Raw genomic sequence first — 15,011 nt, 5'->3', positions numbered from 1 at the left:
CGCGGGGCGGTTTTCCACAGACAACCGGCCCTTGTCGCAAAACCTTTACTCAATCTTCACGCTGCCTTGATCGCCCTGTTACAGGCCGCACCCAGCCTTTCCGCTGACCGGGGTCCGGGTCCCATCCCCTCCCGGACGAGTCGTCACGGCCGGCCTCGGGTCCTGCCCTCCCCCCAGCGTGGGATCCACAATAGAGTGGGCCGCTCTTGCCCGAGGGCGGCCCACATTCTTTCAGCCACACTTGAGCCAAGCCCCCAAGCGCCCTAGATTAAGGGCAACGCGCGACAATGGAGACTTTCATGTTCGGCATTCCCGGCAAGCAGGCGGTGACCATGACCCCCCGAGCGGCGACCCAGATCGCCCGCCTGATGGACAAGGGCGGCCATACCGGACTGCGCATCGGCGTCAAGAAAGGCGGCTGCGCCGGCATGGAATACACCATGGATTATGTGGATCAGGCCGATCCGCATGACGAGGTGGTCGAGCAGGACGGCGCCCGCATCCTGATCGCGCCCATGGCGCAGATGTTCCTGTTCGGCACCGAGATCGACTACGAGGTCTCGCTGCTGGAATCCGGGTTCAAGTTCAAGAACCCCAACGTGGTTGATGCCTGCGGCTGCGGGGAGTCGATCAAGTTCGACGAGTCGCTTTCCAACCGCTGATCCCCGGTCCGCTCACCAGCCACCCGCGATTGTCACGCCCCTTCCCCGATGCTATCGGAGGTCGATGATATTCTGGACGGCTATTTCGGGAGAAAGCGATGCGGCGCAAACTGGCGGCAGGGAACTGGAAGATGAACGGCACCGGCGCGGCGCTCGAAGAGCTTGAGACGATTGCCGAGGCGCATCTCGCCGCTACTGTCGATCTGCTGATCTGCCCGCCCGCCACGCTGCTCGACCGTGCCGCTCAGGTCGTCAGTGGCAGCCGGGTCCAGATCGGGGGCCAGGATTGCCACGCCGCCACCGCAGGCGCCCATACCGGCGATATCAGCGCCCCGATGCTGGCCGATGCAGGTGCCAGCGCTGTCATCCTTGGCCATTCCGAACGCCGCGCCGATCATGGCGAGACCGACGCTCAGGTCTGCGACAAGGCGCGCGCGGCGCTTGAGGCCGGGCTTTTCACCATCATCTGCATCGGCGAGACCCTGACCCAGCGCGAGGCGGGCCAGACGCTCGACATGGTCTGCGCGCAACTGGCCGGGTCAGTGCCCGACGGGATCGACGGAACGCAGGTCGTGGTGGCCTATGAACCGGTCTGGGCCATCGGTACCGGGCTGGTGCCGACGCTTGACCAGATCGCCGAGGTGCATGACACCCTGCGCCAGCAACTGATCGGGCGCTTCGGCTCGGAAACCGCCGAGGCAATCCGCCTGCTCTATGGCGGTTCGGTCAAGCCGGGCAACGCGGCCGAGATCTTTGCGGTTTCGAACGTGGATGGCGCGCTGGTCGGCGGCGCCAGCCTGACGGCCGCCGATTTCTCGCCCATCGTCACCGCGCTGGAACAGGCGGCAGGCTGATATACAGCTTGCCCGTGCCGCACGGGTCCGGGATCATGCACGCATGTCATCACCAACGCTCAGTGTCCGGCGGGCTTCGAACGAAGATCTGCCGCGGCTTCTCGACCTCTACCGGCACCTCAACCCAGAGGATGCGCCGCCGCCCGCGCCAGACAGGGCACGGGACATCCTGACGCAACTGCTCTGCTACGAGGGCAGCGATGTTTTCGTCGGAGAGGTCGCGGATGCTCTGGTTACCTCCTGCACCCTGATCGTCATTCCTAACCTGACGCGGGGCGGCAGCCCCTATGGGCTGATCGAGAATGTGGTGACCCATGGCGATTTCAGGCAACAGGGGTTTGGCCAGCGGTTGCTCGACCATGCGACTGCGGCAGCATGGAAGGCGGGCTGCTACAAGCTCATGCTAATGACAGGCTCACACCGGCCCGAGGTGCTGCGCTTCTATCTTGATGCGGGTTTCGAACAGTCCAAGACCGGATTTCAGAAGCGACGCGCGCCGCCACGTCCCGAGGGCTGAGGCGACAAACCGCACAGCATCGGTCCGAAAACAATAATGCCGGGCAAGTTTCCCTGCCCGGCATGGTTTCCCGATTGGAGCCGCATCCGTTACTTGATGATGATCTCTGGCCCCATCAGCGCGTTGGGCAGCACCGTCGACAGCCAGGGCACATAAGTCACCAGGATCAGGAAGACGAAGAGCACGGCCAGGAAGGGCAGCGCGGCACGCACCACGCTCATCATCGGCATCCCCGCCACGCCCGAGGTCACGAAGAGGTTCAGACCCACCGGCGGCGTGATCATCCCGATTTCCATGTTCACCACCATGATGATGCCCAGATGGATCGGATCGATCCCCAGTTCGATGGCGATCGGGAACACCAGCGGCGCCACGATGACCAGCAGGCCCGAGGGCTCCATGAACTGGCCGCCGATCAGCAGGATCACGTTGACCACGATCAAGAAGGTGATCGGGCCCAGACCCGCCGACAGCATCGCGTTGGCCACATGCTGGGGCACTTGCTCGTCGGTCAGAACATGTTTCAGGATCAGCGCGTTGGCGATCACGAACATCAGCGTCACGGTCAGCTTGCCCGCCTCGAACAGGGTGTTGCGGGTGTCCTTGTGAAAGAACGCCCCCACCAGTGCCAGCGGCCGGGTCAGCAGGCTCTTGCGCACGCCGCCGTTATGCTCAGCCGCCAGCGGCCCCATGTCGCGATAGACGAAGGAGGCCACCAGGAAGGCATAGACCGAGGCCACCGCCGCCGCCTCTGTCGGCGTGAAGATGGCGCTGGTGATGCCGGGGATGCCGTAGATACCGACCATGATCACCACGATCAGCATCAGCCCCCACAAAGCGTCGCGGAAACTGTCGCCGATCTCGCCCCAGCCAGCCCAATCGCCCTTGGGCATGCCCTTGATCGTGGCCATGACATAGATCGCCACCATCAGCATGACACCGGCCAGAATGCCCGGAATGACACCGGCCAGGAACATCCGGCCCACCGAGACCTCGACCGAGGCGGCATAGACCACCATCACGATCGAGGGCGGGATCAGGATGCCCAACGTGCCCGCGTTACAGATCACGCCAGCGGCGAATTCCTTGGTATAGCCCGCCTGTTTCATCGCTGCGATGACGATGGAACCGATCGCCACCACTGTCGCCGGGGACGAACCGGAGAGGGCGGCAAACATCATGCAGGCAAACACGCCCGAGATGGCCAGACCGCCGCGCAGATGGCCGACACAGGCGATGGCGAACCGGATGATCCGCTGCGCCACCCCGCCGGTGGTCATGAAGGACGAGGCGAGGATGAAGAAGGGGATCGCCAGCAGGGTGAAATGGCCCTCGAAGGCCTGGAACAGCGTCTGCGCCACCGAGGCCAGCGAGCTGTCGGAGAAGATCAGCAGGAACAGGACCGAACTGAAGCCGAGCGCAACCGCGATGGGCACCCCGATCAGCAGGAACCCCACCACCATCACAAAGAGAAGCACCACGTCCATCAGTCATCCTTCCCCAGTTGCTCGCGAACTTCTTCCAGTTCGTCCTCGGCCTCGTGGCTGGCGATCATGCGGTCCTGGCCGCCGGTCCAGATGCTGCGGGCCACTTGCAGGAACCGCCACAGCAGCAGGCCCATGCTGAGCGGCAGCACCAGATAGGGCACCAGCCGCGGCAGTTTCTCGTATTCGTCGCCCTCGTTGAACACGGTCTCCATCCAGCCCAGGATCGCCGGGTGCGGGATGTCGTTGGTCTCGTACCAGCCCTTGGGGCGGAACTTGTCCTCGAAGCCGGTCGGAAACACGCGCCCGGTGGTCTGCGGCAGATTGGCAAAGTTCGACCAGTAGTCCCACGCGCCCTTGAGCAGCAGCAACGTGAACAGGATGCAGATGGTGACCGATATCATCGCCAACACATGGCGCCCCTTGGGCGACAGCATGTTGATGACCGCGTCGACCCCCAGATGGGCGTTCTTCTTGACGGCATAGCTTGCCCCCAGCAGCACCAGCCAGCCGAACATGAACACCGTCAGTTCGAGCGCCCAGAGAATATTGTGATTGAACACGTAGCGTGCGACCACATTGGCAAAGGTGATCACTGTCATGAAGCCCAGCAGCACGGCAATGATCGTCTCTTCAATGCGATCCACCCAGCTTTCGCTCTTGTGCGGATGCATGTCCCTCGTCCCTTGTTTTTATGAAAAAGGGCGCGGACAGTCCTGCCCGCGCCCCGTCAGGCTGTGCCTGGATTACATCGAGGCGTTGATGGATTGGGCCGCGTCGATCGCATCCTGGCCCACGTCGTCCACGAACTTGTCCCAGACGGGCTTCATGGTATCGACCCATTCCTGGCGCTGTTCGGCGCTCAACTCGCGTACCACGCCACCGGCGGCGAGGATCGCGTTGCGGGCCTCGTTGTTGACCTTGGTCGATTCCGCGTTGCGGGCATCGGTCACTTCCTTGATGATGGTCAGGAACTGGTCGCGCACGCCGGCGTCCAGGCTGTCCAGCCAATCGACCGAGGTCACCACCAGATAGTCGATGATGCCGTGGTTGGTTTCGGTGGTGCCGTCCTGCACCTCAAAGAACTTCTGGCCGTAGATGTTCGACCAGGTGTTCTCCTGCCCGTCGACAACGCCCTGCTGCAAGGCACCATAGACTTCGGAGAAGGCCATTTTCTGCGGGCTTGCGCCCATCGCTTCCATCTGTGCGACCAGCACGTCCGAGGACTGAACGCGGAACTTCAGCCCGTTGGCATCCGACGGCACCAGAAGCGGCTTGCTCGCCGACATCTGCTTCATGCCGTTATGCCAATAGGCAAGGCCCTGAAGGCCACGCTTCTGCATGCTGTCGAGCAGGGCCTGACCGGCATCCGAGGTCTGGAACGCGTCCACCGCATCCACGTTCTTGAACATGAAGGGCAGATCGAAGAGACGGAATTTCTTTGTGAACTTCTCGAATTTCGACAGCGAGGGCGCAGCCAGTTGCACATCGCCCTGCAACATCGCCTCGAGCACCTTGTCATCATTGTAGAGGGTCGAGTTCGGATAGACCTCCATGCACATGGTGCCGTTCATCTCGGCATTGACGCGCTCGGCCAGAAGCGAGGCGGCGATCCCCTTGGGGTGCTTGTCGGTATTGGTCACGTGGGCGAATTTGACCACGATTTCACCGTCGTCGCAGGCGGCCATGGCGGCGCCGGCGGTCACGGTCAGGGCCAGCGCGGTTGCGGCGGTTGTCAGGAATTTCATGTCTTTTGTCCTCCCAAAAGTCTGTCACATGTTCCTCGGACGCCAGAGGCGCCACATGCAGGCAGTGAAGCGAATCGCCTGACGCCACTCAACGGTTCTGAAGACGTTCGGATTTGATTGTATTTTTGTTTTTAATTTCAGAACTTTAAAGTGTAGATCGATTCGCTAGTCGCCGGCAGGCCGCCTCTGCTGTGCGAGTTTCCGCACAGCCGATTTCGCCCATGTGCGGATTCCCGCACAACTCTGCGAATCGCGCGTTGCCGCTCGTCTGAAGCGCAGGCCAAGAAAATTCGTCGAATTTTCTTGGCGCCCGCCGCATCCGTAACGCTAGCGACGATAGGCCTCGGGCTTGATGCTGTAGCGGGCCAGCTTGTCGTAAAATGTCTTGCGCGGCAGTTTCAGCGCCTGCGCCGCCTCGGCGGCTCGGCCGTTGTGACGCCCCAGCGCGGCGATCAAGAGGGTGCGCTCCACCCTTGCCATCTGTTCGGCCAGCCCCAGTTCCGTGGCCTCGCTCACCTCTTCGGGCATGCCCAGCACAAATCGCATCGCTGCCGACATCAGCGAGCGCGCATTGCCCGGCCAATCCTGCGCCATAAGGGCAGCGAGGTGGTCCGGCGAGACAGCGGGTGGCGCGATACCCGCCTGCTCTGCCGCCTGCATCACGTAATGGCGAAAGATCACCGGGATATCCTCGGGCCGCTCGGCCAGCGCCGGAATGCGCACCTGCATCCCCTCCAGTCGGTAGAAAAGTTCGGCGCTGAAACTCCCCTTCCCCACCAGCGCGGCCAGATCGGCGGTGCTGCCCGCCAGCAGCCTTGCGCCACCGGCCTGTTCCATCTCTTCCAGCAGCGCGTATTGCGCCGCCTGCGACAGGGCCGAGACCTCGTCCAGAAACAGCGAGCCTTGCCCGGTCTCGGTACAGAGCCGGGACAGCTCGGCCGCGTCCAGCCCGGCCGCGGCCCGTTTGACAAAACCGCCCTGCGCGCGCGGCGACATCAGGTGAATCACCTCGGCCACCTTGGAAATGCCGCTGCCCGCCGGACCGGTCACCAGCACCTCGGCACCGGTTGGGGCGACGCTGCGCACCCGCTCGCGCAGCGCCTCGGCCCGGGCCGAGCTGCCGAACAGCATCCGTGCCGCCGGATCGCCCCGATCGAGCTGCCGTTTCAGCGCCCGTGTCTCGAGCACCTGCACGCGCGCCGCCATGGCGCGCGCGATCACTGCCAGCAGGTCGGCAGCGGCACAGGGTTTTTCCAAGAAATCAAAGGCACCATCCCCCATGGCGCGGACCGCCATGGGAATGTCGCCCTCTCCGGTCAGCAGGATCACCGGCAAGTCCGGGTCGACGTCCTGCGCATAGGACAGAAGGTGGAACCCGTCGCGCCCCGGCATGCGGATATCGGACACGATCACGCCCCGGAATCCGGCGGTGATGTGATCCTTGGCCGCCACGAAGGATCCTGCCGTCTGCACCGCGTAATCAGCCAGTTCCAGCGTCTGCCCCAGTGCCTCGCGCACCGCCGCGTCGTCATCGACCAGCAGGACCTTGTCGATCATGCCGCCGCCTCCTCTTGCCAGGGGTCAAGCTCGACCGTGAATTCGGCGCCGCCGCGGGTGTTGCTGCCCCGGATATTGCCGCCAAAGCTCTGCACCAGCCCGTAAGAGATCGACAGGCCCAGCCCCATACCCTCGGAACTGCCGACCGCCTTGGTGGAATAGAAGGGTTCGAACACCTTTTCAGGTTCCTTCAGCCCCGGACCGCAATCCTGCACCCGCACCAGCAAGCGGGGACCGGTTTCGATCGCGATGCGGATATGACGCGTCTCCTGATCCATCATCGCGTCGACCGCATTGTTGATCAGGTTGACAAAGACCTGGGTCAACCGCACCTCGCCGCCGCGCGCCAGCACCGGGCCGACGGTGCCCGGGTTCCAGTCGAGTGTCACGGCGTGTTCGCGCAGCCGCGCTTCGGTCAGTTCCACCGCAGCCTCGATCACCTGCACCAGATCCACACGGCTCACCGGCTCGCTCTCGTTACGGGCAAAGGCGCGCAGATTCTTGATGATCCGCGCCATCCGCGCCGCCATGTCCGAGATACGACCAAGATTCTCGGTCGCCTTGTCGGAATTGCCTCGTGCCAGAAAAGCGGTGCCGTTATCGGCGAATTGCCGGATCGCCATCAGCGGCTGGTTCAATTCGTGGCTGATGCCCGCCGACATCTGGCCCAGCGCGCTCAGTTTTCCCGCCTGCACCAGTTCGGCCTGGGCGCGCTTCAGCGCCGCCTCGGCCTCTTGCCGTTCGGCCACCTCGCGGCGCAGCGCGCTGTTGGCGGCGGTCAGGGCGCGTGTGCGCTGGGCCACCCGGCTTTCCAACACCTTGTTGGCGTCAGCCAGGGTACGACGGCGTTCTGTCGCCAGATAGAGCATGGCACCGAAGGCCAGGCAGATCGCGGCCACCGCCGCAGCCTGCAACCCGGCGATACGACGGGCGGGCGACACATCGACCAGCACCTCGCCCGTCATGCCGATCACCGGCAGCGGCCGGGTCATGTGCAGCGCCCGCGCCGGCAGGTATGGCCCCCAGTCGAGCTGCCAGATCTCGTACCCCCCCACCCGATGTGCCGCAAAAGGCAAGGACGGCCCCTTTGCCGGTACCAGGCCGGGCTGACCGGCGGGCCGTCTCCACCACAGCAACTCGCTGCGGTTCGAGATAAAGACCTGGCCGAAGGCATCGGTGAAGAACACCGCAGGAGTGTTGCCGCGCCAATCCCACTCCAGATGCGCGATATCCACGGCAACGACCAGGGCGCCGCGCACCTTTCCATCAGCGCCGAACGCGGGAGCGGCATAATATATCGCGCGCAGGCCCAGCGGGTGCTGAACGCCATGCGCGCTACCCAGCGCGCCATGCAGCGCGCGCCGGAAATAACCGGTCTCGGATATGTCGCTGAACAGCGTTCCGCGCGCCGACGCCAGTACGCGGCCCTGGGTATCGGCATAAAGGATCTCAAGCGCCGAGGTCTTGTCTGCCACATCAAGAAACAGCGACTGTGCCTGCTGGCGCCCCGTCTCGGCGCCCAGATTGCCCAGAGCCGGATGATCCGCCAGCAGAACGGCGGTTTCCTGGTAACGCTGCAATTGCGCGGTCAACCGGTCGCTCGCCAGTTCAAGATCTGCCTCGGCCCGCTGCGCAAGCTGCCCCAATGCCTGACGATAGCCATAGCTCCAGACACCGGTGGCCAAGACCGCCACCGCCGCCAGAAAGCCCGAGATGACCCACCAACGCCGCATATCCTAGGGTCTTGCACCCAAGCGCGGCCAAGGCAAGAGGGCAGCGCGACCTTTCACAGCGGCAGGACGGTGGTCGATTTGATCTCCTCCATCGACAACAGCGCGGTGACATTGTGCACCCGCACCTCGGAGATCAGCGCCTGATAGAAGGCATCATAGGCGCGGGCATTCTTGACCCGGACCTTTAGGATATAGTCGATATCTCCCGCCAGCCGGTGCGCCTCCTGCACCTCGGGGCGGTCCTGAAGCGCCTTGAGGAACTGTTTCTGCCATCCCACCTCGTGTTCAGAGGTGCGGATGAGGACAAAGAAACAGGCCTCGAACCCCAGCGCCTCGGGGTCGAGAATCACCGTCTGCTGACCGATCACGCCCGCCCCCTTGAGCTTGCGTATCCGATTCCAGACCGGGGTCTTGGAACTGCCGACCCGGCTGGCGATCTCGTCCAGCGACTGGCTGGCATCGCGTTGCAGCTCGACCAGAATTTTCCGGTCCGTTTCGTCAATGCGCACTGACATTCTGGTTTTTCCTCAAAATCCGAACCCGCGTCCCTTACCGCCACCGAGATGGAACGAATGTCCTTATTTGGCGCAGCATATGGAGCTTGATAGGGAATATTTCCTATATTGAGAGGCAAGTCAAACAGGAGACAGGCCGCATGACAGCCCCGCGCATATACCCGGGACCCGGACATGTCGATTTTGTCGGCGCAGGTCCCGGCGATCCCGATCTGCTGACGGTTGCCGCGCTCAAGGCGTTTGCGGCGGCGGATGTGGTGCTGCATGACCGGCTGATCAGCGATGCGGTACTGGCACTGGCGGGTGAAACCGCTGAGCTGGTCGATGTGGGCAAAGCCGGGTTCGGCCCCTCGTGGAAACAGGGCGATATCGACGCGCTGCTGGTGGATCATGCCAGCCGCGGCGCCCGGGTGGTGCGGCTGAAGTCGGGCGATCCGACCGTGTTCGGGCGCCTGGATGAAGAGATCGACGCGGTCTCGGCCGCCGAGATCAGCTGGCGCATCGTGCCGGGCATCACCGCCGCCTCGGCGGCGGTGGCGGGCATTGGGCAAAGCCTGACCCGGCGCGGGCGCAACAGCGCGGTGCGCTTTCTGACCGGCCATGACATGCAAGGCTTTGCCGATCACGACTGGACGGCGCTGGCCCGCCCCGGCGCGGTGGCCGCGATCTACATGGGCAAGAAATCGGCCCGCTTTGTACAGGGCCGGCTGATCATGCACGGCGCCGACCGCGCGACACCGGTGACGCTGGTGGAAAACGCCTCGCGCCCGGACCAGCGGGTACTGGCCACCACGCTCGACCGCCTGCCCGCCGATCTGGCCGCCGCCGAGATGGACGGCCCCGCCCTTACCTTTCTGGGCCTGGCCCCGCGCGACGCGGCGGCCGCCCTCAGCACGATCAACAAGGAGCTTGCCTGATGGCCCGCGCATTCACCCCCAAGATTGTCACCGCCAATGACCTGCTCGACGGCGACGTGATCTATCAGACCGCCGACGACCGCTGGTCGCGGCTGCTGTCCGAGGCCGAGCTGATCACCGATGAGGCGCATGCGCAGCTGCGGTTGCTGGACGCCTCACGCCAGGCCGCCCGCGTCGTGGGCGCCTATCTGGCCGATGCCCGCCCCGGCCCGAACGGCCCCGAGCCCGTACATTTTCGAGAGGATTTCCGCCGGACCGGCCCGTCCAACTATGCCCATGGCAAGCAGGAAACCTCTCCGCAGCCCCGGGCCTGAGCCACAGGCCCTTCCCCCCTCAAAAGGCCCCGGCTCCGGGGCTGCACCCAAGGACAGCCAGACATGTATCGCTATTCCGAATTCGACACCGCCTTTCTTGCCGAGCGCAACGCCCAGTTCCGCGCCCAGGTGGAACGCCGCATCGACGGTTCGCTGACCGAAGACGAGTTCAAGCCTCTGCGCCTGATGAACGGGCTCTATCTGCAACTGCACGCCTATATGCTGCGGGTGGCGATCCCCTATGGCACGCTGAATTCGGCGCAGATGCGGCAGCTGGCCCTGCTGGCCGAGAAATGGGACAAGGGCTATGGCCATTTCACCACCCGCCAGAACATACAGTACAACTGGCCCAAGCTGCGCGACGTGCCCGACATGCTGGACGCTCTGGCCGAGGTCGGGCTGCACGCGATCCAGACCAGCGGCAACACTATCCGCAACGTGACCGCAGACCATTTCGCCGGTGCCGCGGCGGATGAGGTGGCCGACCCCCGCCCCTATGCCGAGCTGCTGCGGCAATGGTCGACCGACCACCCCGAGTTCCAGTTCATGCCGCGCAAGTTCAAGATCGCCATCACCGGATCCGAGAATGACCGGGCGGTGATCAAGGCGCATGACATCGGCCTGCAATTGGTTGAGCGCGACGGCGTGCTGGGCGCCCGCGTGATCGTCGGCGGCGGCCTGGGCCGCACGCCGATGATCGGGCAGGAGTTGAGCCCCTTTGTCGCCTTTGACGACCTGCTCGCCTATCTCGAAGCTACGGTCTCGGTCTGGAACCAGATCGGGCGGCGCGACAACAAGTACAAGGCGCGCATCAAGATCACCGTCTTCGAACACGGGATCGAGGCGATCCGGGCCAAGGTGAACGAAAGGTTCATCCAGGTGCGCGGCCAGTTCAAGGGCGCCGACATGGCGCTGCTGGACGAGATCAAGGGGCATTTCGCTCCTCCGTCCTGGCGGACGTCCTCGCTGGCACCGTTCGACGCGGCCTATGCCAAGGATCCGGTGTTCCGGTCCTGGGTCGATACCAACATCGCCGCGCACAAGCGGGACGATCATGCCATTGTCACCATCTCGCTCAAGGCGCATGGCGCCACGCCGGGCGATGCCAGCGCCGAACAGATGCGGGTGATGGCCGATCTGGCCGAGCGCTTTGGCTATGACGAGCTGCGCATCAGCCACGAGCAGAACGTGATCCTGCCGCATGTGCACAAATCCGACCTGCCCGCGATCCATGCCAAGCTGGCTGCGAACGGGCTGGGCACCGCCAATATCGGCCTGATCAGCGATATCATCGCCTGCCCCGGCATGGATTACTGCGCGCTGGCCACTGCCCGCTCGATCCCCGTGGCACAGGAGATTGCCACCCGCTTCGAAGAGCTGAAGCTGGAGCATGAGATCGGCGCGCTCAAGATCAAGATCTCGGGCTGCATCAATGCCTGCGGCCACCATCATGTGGGCCATATCGGCATCCTCGGCCTCGATCGGGCGGGCGTCGAGAACTACCAGATCACCCTTGGCGGCGACGCCACCGAAACCGCCGCCATCGGCGAGCGGACCGGCCCCGGCTTTGCCTATGACCAGATCGTGCCCGCCATCGAGCGGATCGTGGAAACCTATCTGGATCAAAGGCTTGACCGCGAGGAGAGCTTTATCGACACCTATCGCCGGGTTGGCATGGCGCCGTTCAAGGCGGCGCTCTATCCCGAGGCCCGCGCCGATGCCGCTTGACGAGATCCAGAACGAACTGGGCCGCGACCGAAGCGTTCTGACGCAGAAGGTCGCGGCGCTCAACGCCCGCTACAAGCATCACAGCGCCACCGATGTCATGCACGGGGCGCTGCGCGAGGCGGGCAATATCGCGCTGGTGTCGAGCTTTGGCGCTGAATCGGTGGTGTTGTTGCACATGGCGGCGGTGATCGACCGCCAGGTGCCGGTGTTGTTCATCGACACCCAGATGCTGTTTGCCGAAACGCTGGTCTATCAGCAGGAGGTGAGCGAGCGCCTGGGCCTGAAGAATGTTCACGTAATCCGCGCCGATGCCGATGACGTCGCCCGCGACGACCCCTATGGCGCCCTGCGCCTGCGCGATACTGATGCCTGCTGCACCCTGCGCAAGACGATCCCGCTGCAACGGGCGCTGTCGGGCTATGACGGCTGGATCACCGGGCGAAAGCGGTTCCAAGCCGGCACCCGCGCCGCGCTCGACTTCTTCGAGGTCGAGGACGGCACCGGCCGGATCAAGGTCAACCCGCTGGCCCATTGGGCCCCCGAGGACGTGCGCGCCTATATGGAGGAAAACCGCCTGCCCCGGCATCCGCTGGTGGCACAGGGGTACCCCTCGATCGGCTGCGCGCCCTGCACCTCGCCGGTGGCGCCCGGAGAAGACCCGCGCGCCGGACGCTGGCGCAACCAGACCAAGGAAGAATGCGGCATCCATTTCATCGACGGAAAGATGGTCCGCAGTGGAGAAAAGACATGACTGTACTCGTGACCGACCAGGGCTTTCAGCCCGACGACTGGACCGACGGATTCACCGCCCTGGGCGATGTGGCCAATGATGTGGTGGCGCTGGACGTGCCCGCAGATGCCGACCCCGACGCGCTGGCCGCGCGGCTGGCACGGGTGCGCATGGTGCGGGTGGATTTCCCCTCTTTCGCCGATGGGCGCGGTTTTACCATCGCGCGCACCCTGCGCCTGCATGGCTATACCGGGCGGCTGCGGGCCAAGGGCCATGTGCTGGCCGATCAATATGCCATGGCGCGGCGTGCCGGTTTCGACGAGGTCGAGATCGACGCAGCCCTTGCCGAACGCCAGCCCGAGGCGCAATGGCTGGCCCGGGCCGACTGGCAGGCGCATGACTATCAGGCCCGTCTGCGCGGCTGACCTGACGTCCAAATTCATTCGTACACTAATGAAAAGGGGAGACATTCCCCTTTTCATGATGTATGTCAAAGACTAGAGAGAGGCGCCGGCTTACCGCACCGGTGACATGAACCATGACCGAGATGAGACCCGTGACCGAAGCCGCCGCCATCAAGGCCCCCACCCTGCCCGACGCTCAGACCGTGACGCAAGTGAAACACTGGACCGACCGGCTGTTCTCGTTCCGTGTCACGCGCCCCGCCAGCCTGCGCTTCCGCTCGGGCGAGTTCGTGATGATCGGGCTGTTGGGGGACAATGGCAAACCGCTGTTGCGCGCCTATTCCATCGCCTCGCCCGCCTGGGACGAGGAACTGGAGTTCTACTCGATCAAGGTGCAGGACGGGCCGCTGACCTCGAAGCTTCAGCATATCCAGCCCGGCGACCAGATCATCCTGCGGCCCAAACCGGTTGGCACGCTGGTGCATGACGCGCTGTTGCCCGGCAAGCGCATCTGGTTCTTTGCCACCGGCACCGGCTTTGCCCCTTTTGCCTCGCTCCTGCGCGAGCCGCAAACCTATGAGGATTACGACGAGGTCATCATCACCCATACCTGCCGCGAGGTGGCGGAACTGGAATACGGCCGCCAGCTGATCGAGGAGATCCGCCAGGACGAGCTGTTGGCCGAGCTGATGGGCGAGGGCTTTGCCGACAAGATCCGCTATTACCCCACCACCACCCGTGAAGAGAGCCCGCGCATGGGCCGCATCACCGAGCTGCTGAAAGACGGCACCGTATTCGCCGATCTGGGGATCGAGGGTGGGATCAAGCCGGAAACCGACCGCGCCATGGTCTGCGGCAGCCTGGCCTTCAACCATGACATCAAGGCCATTCTCGAAGAGTTCGGCCTGACCGAGGGCGCCAATTCCGACCCGCGCGAATTCGTGATCGAAAAGGCCTTTGTCGGCTGAACCGCCGCCCCGGGTGCAATATGTGAACCCGAACGGCACATATGCCCTTTTTTACCGGTCCGCCCGCCAATGCCGCTTGAAACGCGGGGCGGGCCGGTTTACTTTCCGGCACCGAATTTCTGGCAACAACAAAGGAATATTCCCATAGCCCGCAGACCTCACAACGCGCCGCCGCAACGCGACACCGGCCCGCGCGTCAATGACAAGATCCGTGCACCCGAAATCCGCCTGATCGGCGCAGATGGTGAAAATGTCGGTGTCGTGCATCCCGCCAAGGCCATGGCCATGGCAGAGGAAGCCGGGCTGGATCTGGTCGAGATTTCTCCCAATGCCACGCCCCCGGTCTGCAAGATCATGGACTATGGCAAATACAAGTACGAACAGCAGAAACGCGAAAGCGAAGCGCGCAAGAAGCAGAAGATCATCGAGGTCAAAGAGGTCAAGTTCCGTCCCAACACGGACACCCATGACTATGACGTAAAGATGCGCAACGTGTTCAAGTTTCTGGAGAACGGCGACAAGGTAAAGGTCACGCTGCGGTTCCGCGGGCGCGAGATGGCGCACCAGAACCTGGGTCGCGAATTGCTGGAACGGGTGGCCGAGGACGTCAAGGAAGTGGGCAAGATCGAAAACATGCCCAAGATGGAAGGCCGTCAGATGATCATGATGATCGGCCCGCTGCCCCAGAAATAGGCCTGTGAACGGGTGAAGAAACCTCTGCCCCGCCGCATCCCGGCGGGGTTTTTCGTTGTCGCTCGAGCTGAGACTGGAGCCCCCAAAATCTCTGATGAGATTTTGTTAACAGAGTTTGCCTTTGCAAACTCTGCGATGTTGCTCTTTGAGAAGAGGTCCGCGCGCGCGGCTAGGCGCGCGCGGGTGT

At 63.7% G+C, this 15,011-nt stretch carries 17 protein-coding genes; 10 read left to right on the top strand and 7 right to left on the bottom strand.

Annotation, left to right across the window (positions count from 1 at the left end; translation table 11 throughout):
* The first annotated feature begins 299 nt into the window (after positions 1-299).
* From AC2FL1_RS02990 to AC2FL1_RS02980, 3 genes are all read left to right on the top strand, one after another.
* Positions 300-662 carry a HesB/IscA family protein gene (locus AC2FL1_RS02990; protein WP_234136236.1) on the top strand — a complete coding sequence of 121 codons (363 nt, stop codon included), beginning with the start codon at positions 300-302 and terminating at the stop codon, positions 660-662.
* A gap of 98 nt (positions 663-760) precedes the next feature.
* Entirely contained in the window at positions 761-1,516 is a 756-nt protein-coding gene (gene tpiA, locus AC2FL1_RS02985; protein WP_496875937.1) for a triose-phosphate isomerase, read from the top strand.
* Positions 1,517-1,559: 43 nt separating this feature from the next.
* Positions 1,560-2,033: a GNAT family N-acetyltransferase gene (locus tag AC2FL1_RS02980; protein WP_496875936.1), complete on the top strand. Its 474-nt coding sequence runs from the start codon at positions 1,560-1,562 to the stop codon at positions 2,031-2,033.
* 89 nt (positions 2,034-2,122) lie between these two features.
* Here AC2FL1_RS02980 and AC2FL1_RS02975 read toward each other — a convergent pair whose 3' ends face one another.
* From AC2FL1_RS02975 to AC2FL1_RS02950, 6 genes are all read right to left on the bottom strand, one after another.
* A complete protein-coding gene (locus AC2FL1_RS02975) occupies positions 2,123-3,520 on the bottom strand; it encodes a TRAP transporter large permease (protein WP_234218386.1) in 1,398 nt (465 codons plus the stop codon).
* A complete protein-coding gene (locus tag AC2FL1_RS02970) occupies positions 3,520-4,191 on the bottom strand; it encodes a TRAP transporter small permease (protein ID WP_234145395.1) in 672 nt (223 codons plus the stop codon). Before AC2FL1_RS02970 ends, AC2FL1_RS02975 begins: the two co-directional genes overlap by 1 nt.
* Positions 4,192-4,263: 72 nt before the next feature.
* Positions 4,264-5,265: a DctP family TRAP transporter solute-binding subunit gene (locus tag AC2FL1_RS02965; protein ID WP_496827507.1), complete on the bottom strand. Its 1,002-nt coding sequence runs from the start codon at positions 5,263-5,265 to the stop codon at positions 4,264-4,266.
* A 327-nt stretch (positions 5,266-5,592) separates the two neighbouring features.
* Positions 5,593-6,822, bottom strand: a complete 1,230-nt coding sequence (locus AC2FL1_RS02960; RefSeq protein ID WP_496875935.1) for a sigma-54-dependent transcriptional regulator — start codon at positions 6,820-6,822, stop codon at positions 5,593-5,595.
* Positions 6,819-8,555, bottom strand: a complete 1,737-nt coding sequence (locus AC2FL1_RS02955; protein ID WP_496875934.1) for a sensor histidine kinase — start codon at positions 8,553-8,555, stop codon at positions 6,819-6,821. Before AC2FL1_RS02955 ends, AC2FL1_RS02960 begins: the two co-directional genes overlap by 4 nt.
* Before the next feature lie 53 nt (positions 8,556-8,608).
* Complete coding sequence (locus AC2FL1_RS02950) at positions 8,609-9,070, bottom strand: Lrp/AsnC family transcriptional regulator (protein WP_496875933.1); 462 nt, start codon at positions 9,068-9,070, stop codon at positions 8,609-8,611.
* Positions 9,071-9,210: 140 nt separating this feature from the next.
* Here AC2FL1_RS02950 and cobA point away from each other — a divergent pair, with 140 nt between their 5' ends.
* From cobA to infC, 7 genes are all read left to right on the top strand, one after another.
* The gene (cobA, locus tag AC2FL1_RS02945) at positions 9,211-9,987 is read left to right on the top strand and encodes a uroporphyrinogen-III C-methyltransferase (RefSeq protein WP_496875932.1); all 777 of its coding nucleotides are present in this window, start codon (positions 9,211-9,213) and stop codon (positions 9,985-9,987) included.
* Entirely contained in the window at positions 9,987-10,301 is a 315-nt protein-coding gene (locus AC2FL1_RS02940) for a DUF2849 domain-containing protein (protein ID WP_234176064.1), read from the top strand. Before cobA ends, AC2FL1_RS02940 begins: the two co-directional genes overlap by 1 nt.
* 63 nt (positions 10,302-10,364) lie before the next feature.
* Complete coding sequence (locus tag AC2FL1_RS02935; protein ID WP_496875931.1) at positions 10,365-12,029, top strand: nitrite/sulfite reductase; 1,665 nt, start codon at positions 10,365-10,367, stop codon at positions 12,027-12,029.
* On the top strand, positions 12,019-12,780 hold the full coding sequence (locus AC2FL1_RS02930) for a phosphoadenylyl-sulfate reductase (RefSeq protein WP_496875930.1): 762 nt from the start codon (positions 12,019-12,021) through the stop codon (positions 12,778-12,780). The genes AC2FL1_RS02935 and AC2FL1_RS02930 overlap by 11 nt, the downstream gene beginning before the upstream one ends.
* Positions 12,777-13,184 carry a DUF934 domain-containing protein gene (locus tag AC2FL1_RS02925; RefSeq protein ID WP_496875929.1) on the top strand — a complete coding sequence of 136 codons (408 nt, stop codon included), beginning with the start codon at positions 12,777-12,779 and terminating at the stop codon, positions 13,182-13,184. Before AC2FL1_RS02930 ends, AC2FL1_RS02925 begins: the two co-directional genes overlap by 4 nt.
* Positions 13,185-13,297: 113 nt before the next feature.
* Positions 13,298-14,131, top strand: coding sequence for a ferredoxin--NADP reductase (locus AC2FL1_RS02920; protein ID WP_496875928.1), 834 nt, complete (start codon positions 13,298-13,300; stop codon positions 14,129-14,131).
* 69 nt (positions 14,132-14,200) lie between these two features.
* Complete coding sequence (infC, locus tag AC2FL1_RS02915; protein WP_234145387.1) at positions 14,201-14,824, top strand: translation initiation factor IF-3; 624 nt, start codon at positions 14,201-14,203, stop codon at positions 14,822-14,824.
* Here infC and AC2FL1_RS02910 read toward each other — a convergent pair.
* The coding region (locus AC2FL1_RS02910; protein WP_496875927.1) for a hypothetical protein at positions 14,785-15,011 on the bottom strand (227 nt) is incomplete at its 5' end. The genes infC and AC2FL1_RS02910 overlap by 40 nt on opposite strands.

Source organism: Ruegeria sp. YKSF070 (genome assembly GCF_059612725.1).
The sequence above is the reverse complement of the archived record's forward strand: the minus strand, read 5'-3'. Positions and strand labels throughout refer to the sequence as shown.

Excerpts from the sequence above, each read along its gene's own strand:
- AC2FL1_RS02990 (WP_234136236.1), top strand. The coding sequence starts at position 300 with ATGTTCGGCATTCCCGGCAAGCAGGCGGTGACCATGACCCCCCGAGCG.
- tpiA (WP_496875937.1), top strand. The coding sequence starts at position 761 with ATGCGGCGCAAACTGGCGGCAGGGAACTGGAAGATGAACGGCACCGGC.
- AC2FL1_RS02980 (WP_496875936.1), top strand. The coding sequence starts at position 1,560 with ATGTCATCACCAACGCTCAGTGTCCGGCGGGCTTCGAACGAAGATCTG.
- AC2FL1_RS02975 (WP_234218386.1), bottom strand. The coding sequence starts at position 3,520 with ATGGACGTGGTGCTTCTCTTTGTGATGGTGGTGGGGTTCCTGCTGATC.
- AC2FL1_RS02970 (WP_234145395.1), bottom strand. The coding sequence starts at position 4,191 with ATGCATCCGCACAAGAGCGAAAGCTGGGTGGATCGCATTGAAGAGACG.
- AC2FL1_RS02965 (WP_496827507.1), bottom strand. The coding sequence starts at position 5,265 with ATGAAATTCCTGACAACCGCCGCAACCGCGCTGGCCCTGACCGTGACC.
- AC2FL1_RS02960 (WP_496875935.1), bottom strand. The coding sequence starts at position 6,822 with ATGATCGACAAGGTCCTGCTGGTCGATGACGACGCGGCGGTGCGCGAG.
- AC2FL1_RS02955 (WP_496875934.1), bottom strand. The coding sequence starts at position 8,555 with ATGCGGCGTTGGTGGGTCATCTCGGGCTTTCTGGCGGCGGTGGCGGTC.
- AC2FL1_RS02950 (WP_496875933.1), bottom strand. The coding sequence starts at position 9,070 with ATGTCAGTGCGCATTGACGAAACGGACCGGAAAATTCTGGTCGAGCTG.
- cobA (WP_496875932.1), top strand. The coding sequence starts at position 9,211 with ATGACAGCCCCGCGCATATACCCGGGACCCGGACATGTCGATTTTGTC.
- AC2FL1_RS02940 (WP_234176064.1), top strand. The coding sequence starts at position 9,987 with ATGGCCCGCGCATTCACCCCCAAGATTGTCACCGCCAATGACCTGCTC.
- AC2FL1_RS02935 (WP_496875931.1), top strand. The coding sequence starts at position 10,365 with ATGTATCGCTATTCCGAATTCGACACCGCCTTTCTTGCCGAGCGCAAC.
- AC2FL1_RS02930 (WP_496875930.1), top strand. The coding sequence starts at position 12,019 with ATGCCGCTTGACGAGATCCAGAACGAACTGGGCCGCGACCGAAGCGTT.
- AC2FL1_RS02925 (WP_496875929.1), top strand. The coding sequence starts at position 12,777 with ATGACTGTACTCGTGACCGACCAGGGCTTTCAGCCCGACGACTGGACC.
- AC2FL1_RS02920 (WP_496875928.1), top strand. The coding sequence starts at position 13,298 with ATGACCGAGATGAGACCCGTGACCGAAGCCGCCGCCATCAAGGCCCCC.
- infC (WP_234145387.1), top strand. The coding sequence starts at position 14,201 with ATGCCGCTTGAAACGCGGGGCGGGCCGGTTTACTTTCCGGCACCGAAT.